This window comes from Acidiphilium sp. PM (assembly GCF_000219295.1).
Classification (GTDB): domain Bacteria; phylum Pseudomonadota; class Alphaproteobacteria; order Acetobacterales; family Acetobacteraceae; genus Acidiphilium; species Acidiphilium multivorum.
In genome coordinates, this window is sequence record NZ_AFPR01000479.1 from 1 (window position 1) to 4,687 (window position 4,687).

A 4,687-nucleotide genomic window follows, 5' to 3' on the forward strand; every position below is an offset into this window, starting at 1 on the left:
TCGGAGTCCGCCCACGGGTTCACGTCGACGAAGACCGGATACTTCTTCCTGTAGACGTCCCACACGGTCGCCATGCGGGAGCGGAGCCGGTTCCATTCGACCGGACGTTCGGCGTGCTTGTCCCACAGGTCGTCGACCATCTTCACGGTGATGCTCTTGACGATCAGGTGGCCGAACACGGTCGGGTCCGGGTGAGGGGCGGAAGGCGTCCTCGAGGAGAAGATGCGCTGCCTGCGGGGTGGGAAGATGATCCTGACCGCTTTGGTCATGATCTTCCACGGCGTCATCCTGTGGGTTGAACATGGGTGGCTCCTTGAAATGGAGCCATCCAACTATCGCTGACCGTGGTCATCGGGCAAATGGACGTTTGCCCCGCCCGGAACCACTGCAGCAGGCGAGAACCGCCGCTCTGTTCATCCACTGGTGGAGTTCGGCCACTTGTTGAAGGTAGCCTTATTTCTGTTCAGCCAACACCCTTTGCAGGCGCCGGTGTCCTCTGTAGGCGATACTCAAGCCTGCAAGTGCGAAAAAGCCGCCCTCAAGCCAGAATAGGTAGCCTAGACCACCGGCCTCACCAGGAATTTTATCGTGCAGAACGAGGTTACGACGCAGTACGGCCGTCCAGGGGCCGACCCCGAAGCCATGCCGACGGTAAGTATACGCGACATCGGCACGTGGGCCACCGAAAGACAGATCGCCCTCTATCGGCCCCGACGGATCGGGGGTGTCGTCCGGGTCATGGTAGCCGGGTATCGTGACATCGTGTTCAAGGAGATAGACGCGGTCGCCGGGGTGCCATCTTGGTGGCAGAAGGGCGGTGTAGTAGTCGCGGTAGGAGTTACCCCTGATGGTATAATTCCTTGTCAGCATGGCGTCGAAGTTCGGCCTCGCACCAATGATACGAACCCAATGACTAGCGTTCCCGATCTCGATAGGCTTGCGGAGAGGCACAGTCACTTTGGTGAGCGGTTGTCCGGCATCGGCGTCGGCTGCGGCGCGCACCCAGATCGAAATGACGAATGCCGCGCCGATCGAGATTGCCACCATCCACAATCCCAAGCGGCGCATGCGGCGCGCAATCCGAATACGTCCATCATGATCGGACTGATCCCAAGTGATCCGCCCAGCCTCTATGATCTCGGCTCTGGAGCGGAATGCGTTGGCCATTTGTAGGTCAAGATCGGCCAGTGCGCTGCTATCAGGTCGAATACGATGCAAGGCGCGCGCTGCGTAAAGCGGCCCGAGAAAGATGACGAAGGCGGCCAGCAAAGCTGTCAGGATGGCGTTCGAACCCCCGAAGATGCCGTTTTCGAGACGAAGGACGATCGCAAACGGGCCGCGGTCCGTCACCACGCCATAGACGACTGCACCATAGGCACCTAGCCACCAGGCGAGAAGCATCATGGCGAATAGCCATGGTGCGACGACGTGGGTAGCTGGCTTTCTTTTGGCTACAGCGTGTTGATGATGAGGGTTTTTGGATTTCATGCTGGGTCCGCTAATGCCCTTATGTATTTATCTCACCCTGGATGCCGGAGCCTCCAAAGCTCTATTAATACTGGCACTAGCGCCGCACTGGCCAGCCTTGAGCCCAGGCATGCAATTGCAGTTGCCAGAAGCGCAGCCGGTCGTCTGGCTGCTCATGGCGATGTCTCGAATTGGTTTCTCCCGTCGATTAGCCATTGTGCCCAATCGGGATTAACCGGGCTTACAGCATTGACTTCAATGATAAAGCTGAGGCCAAGCAATATCGCTTTAAGGTTTGGAGCTGGAAATTGGCTTGAGGATACCAGCAAGTTAAAATAAATATTATCGCCGTTACCACATGCCGCTTCATAAAAAGGTCGAAAAATAATGACTTCAATACTGGCGTTTTTCAAAGTCGATTTTATAGTGGCGATTTGTTCCCGGTCTTTTGTTCCGACCCAATTGTAACTACCCCCGACGAAAGTGAAGAAACATGGCGATGGATTTTGTTCGACGATGGTCTGGTTGCTCATCACAAGTATTCAACCTTTACAATATCGCGTGCCAAAGAAACCATCTTGGTAATCAGGGCGGAGATTTTCGGGGTTTTATTCCAACTTGTTTCGTCATAAAAATAACTTGGTAACGCGGAAATATTTAATATCATCCCCCGCGCCCGTGGATCATTACTCGATAACCCCCTAAGCAGCGTTATGTAATGGTCTAATAGCTCACACTGGCCATCTTGACCATTGATATTTCCCTCGCCCGGGTGATCGGGTACCGCATCAACCATTGCTGCCTTTAGCTTCAACATGACACTTATCAATTGTTGACTACGGGGAATGGTCGTTTTGTTGTCAGGCATTGGTTTGACTCTCCTTTGTCAAGTCAAAGGCCCTCAATCGCCATTAGCCGAATGTCTTCCGGCGTCCGGTGATCAAAATTCCGTCCATCTCGCAGCATCCCGAATCGTCCATAAAGCGACCCGAACGTGAACGAAAATATTCTCTATCACGTCGACCGCTCCAGGAATCTCTTTGCTCTCCAGTCGGCGGAGGGCGTTCCGGCTCACCCCGGACATCGATGCAAGCTGACGTTGCGACAGTCCTGATACGTCCCGAAGGCTCCGAATAATGTCGCCCCAAGGGGTTGTGACGGGTTTACGGAGGCGCTGGGGTGTCTACTTTCTGCGGACTACGACGGGCATTTTAGGGTCTCCTGACATCCATGGCGATCCTAGGTGCCGGAACAGTGATCCTGGTCCAGAATAATGCCATATCAATGGGTTAAGCACGAAGACTTATCATTGAAATTAACTGCACAATCGACAAAATTCTGGCTGCGTTGACGGCTCACGATAAGTTGAAAGGCTGAAATTTCACTAACGGTGCGGGGGGTTAAGTCACTGAGTTTTCGTTTGGATCTGTCTACCAAGCTGGCTGTGCGGGTTCGATTCCCGTCACCCGCTCCATTGATTTTGCAGGGTTTTTCTGGCCGATCGTCGCCGGCCAGCTTGCCGCCACGCCCCGCTCTGCGGGCGGCAATTCCTGTCGCTACCAATTGCAGGTTGCCGTGAAATTGAATGCATTCAGGGAGGTGTTGTCGCCTCTGCGGCTGATATAGACGAGCCGGCCTTTCCAGCCGTGCTGGGTGCGGAGGGTCAGTCCGAGCCCGGTGTCGAGGGTTGCGCTTGGCGCCGCTTGCGCGCTCACCGGCATGGTCTCGGTGCCGAGAGTCTCGGTGGAAGCGAGCAGGCGGTTGCCGAGATAGGACGTGCCGCCGACCTCGATCCAGGGCTCAAGATCGAGCCCGAAGGTCCTGATCTGGTACCCGGCTCTGGCGCCCGCGCTGATCGCACCGAGATCGTTGCCTTGCCGACCATAGGCAAGATCGAGCAAGCCGGCGCCATGTTCAGCGAAACCTTCCTGAGACACGTGCAGATAGCGTGCGGCAACGAAAGGCGTGATGAAGCCGCGGTCAATATGATCGGTGTAACTGGCGTTGATGCCGGAACCCAGAAACCATCCATGGCCGGTTCCCGTTGCAACCAGACCGCTCGGCACGAGGCTGCGGCGGGAATTCACGCCGAGATGGCCGAGGCCCAGCGTCAACGCGATCCGCCACGGACCGTGCCGATAGATCCCGTAGTCGGAGAGGCTGATCTGGCGGTTTGAGATCTGCTGGTAGGCGGTGTTGCTGCTGCTGGCGGTGCCGGCGACAGCGACGCCGAGAAGGAAGCCGGGCCGGATCCGGGCTCCATAGCCGATGATGGCGCCCCCGTCGGTGATATTCCCGTCATTGGCCTGGCCGAAGCTGCCCAATCCGTGAAGCCAGAAGCCTTTCCGCGAGGCGAGGACCGCATCCGTCGTGTCCAGGATGTCCTGATTGATGATGTAGGCATTGCCGGCGACGCCGCTGCCCGAGGAAAAGGCGAGAGGGCCGACGTTCAGGCTGAGATAGACATTGTCGGCGGTGTACTGGACCTGCGGCAAGAGATAGCTGGCGAGCGCGGAATTGTAGGCGACGGTTGAGAATTGTCCCGAGACACCGCCGCCGGAATGGACGATGTCGTAGCGCGAGCCGGGGCGGTAGATGCCGGAATCGGCATTGACGGCGAGGCCGCCGGCGAGCTGGACGGAGCCCGTCACGGCGAGCTGGCTGTAGCTGATGCCGGGCGCCTGATCGTTGGGGGTGATCTCGATCGAGAGCGTGCTGGCAGGATTCTGAGCGTAGTTGCCCGTGACGGTCATGACGCCGATGGTGCCGCCAGGGGCGACAATGCCGCCATTGTTCGCGACATCGCCGGCGATGGTGCCGTGACCGCGCAGAATGGCGCTGGCATCGACGGCGACCCTGGCGTGCAGAACGGTGCTGCCATGGATGCTGTCTCCGACCTCGAAAAGACCATTCGCGACAGAGACAACCGGCGTGCCGCCGGTTCCCGTGTTGGTCTGGCTCGTGGCGTTGTCGATCACCGTGCCTCTGGTGGTGAGGGTTCCGGCGAGGTTGAGCGTTCCGGTCAAGGTCAGGGCATTGGCGGTGGTCGGGTCGAGAGAGGTTCCGGCCGGGCCGGCAAGGCTGCCACCGGTGTTGGCGACATCGATCAGGCGCGCCGTGCCGAACGGCGACATGGCACCGAGCGTGCCGCCGCTACTCAGCAAGAGATTGCCGCCTGCTGCGCCGAGGGCCGAGTCATTCGACACCAGCAGGGTGCCGC

At 58.1% G+C, this 4,687-nt stretch carries 6 protein-coding genes; all 6 read right to left on the minus strand.

The features are described 5' to 3' along the window. Window positions 1-269, minus strand: a 269-nt coding sequence (locus tag APM_RS14960) for a hypothetical protein (protein WP_138919219.1), incomplete at its 3' end; no start/stop codon positions are given. A gap of 184 nt (window positions 270-453) precedes the next feature. After that, window positions 454-1,404: a hypothetical protein gene (locus APM_RS14965; RefSeq protein WP_039888930.1), complete on the minus strand. Its 951-nt coding sequence runs from the start codon at window positions 1,402-1,404 to the stop codon at window positions 454-456. Between the two features lie 236 nt (window positions 1,405-1,640). Continuing rightward, entirely contained in the window at window positions 1,641-2,000 is a 360-nt protein-coding gene (locus tag APM_RS21665) for a hypothetical protein (protein ID WP_138919220.1), read from the minus strand. Beyond that, a complete protein-coding gene (locus tag APM_RS21670; RefSeq protein ID WP_138919221.1) occupies window positions 2,000-2,335 on the minus strand; it encodes a hypothetical protein in 336 nt (111 codons plus the stop codon). Before APM_RS21670 ends, APM_RS21665 begins: the two co-directional genes overlap by 1 nt. A 72-nt stretch (window positions 2,336-2,407) precedes the next feature. Then, window positions 2,408-2,605, minus strand: a complete 198-nt coding sequence (locus tag APM_RS23150) for a helix-turn-helix transcriptional regulator (protein WP_082468617.1) — start codon at window positions 2,603-2,605, stop codon at window positions 2,408-2,410. 418 nt (window positions 2,606-3,023) lie between these two features. Next, a partial coding sequence (locus APM_RS14970; RefSeq protein ID WP_007424219.1) for an autotransporter outer membrane beta-barrel domain-containing protein occupies window positions 3,024-4,687 on the minus strand: 1,664 nt, incomplete at its 5' end.

What these genes read in the sequence shown, in the direction of transcription:
- APM_RS14965 (WP_039888930.1), bottom strand. Translation starts at nt 1,404, where the DNA reads ATGATGCTTCTCGCCTGGTGGCTAGGTGCCTATGGTGCAGTCGTCTAT.
- APM_RS21665 (WP_138919220.1), bottom strand. Translation starts at nt 2,000, where the DNA reads ATGAGCAACCAGACCATCGTCGAACAAAATCCATCGCCATGTTTCTTC.
- APM_RS21670 (WP_138919221.1), bottom strand. Translation starts at nt 2,335, where the DNA reads ATGCCTGACAACAAAACGACCATTCCCCGTAGTCAACAATTGATAAGT.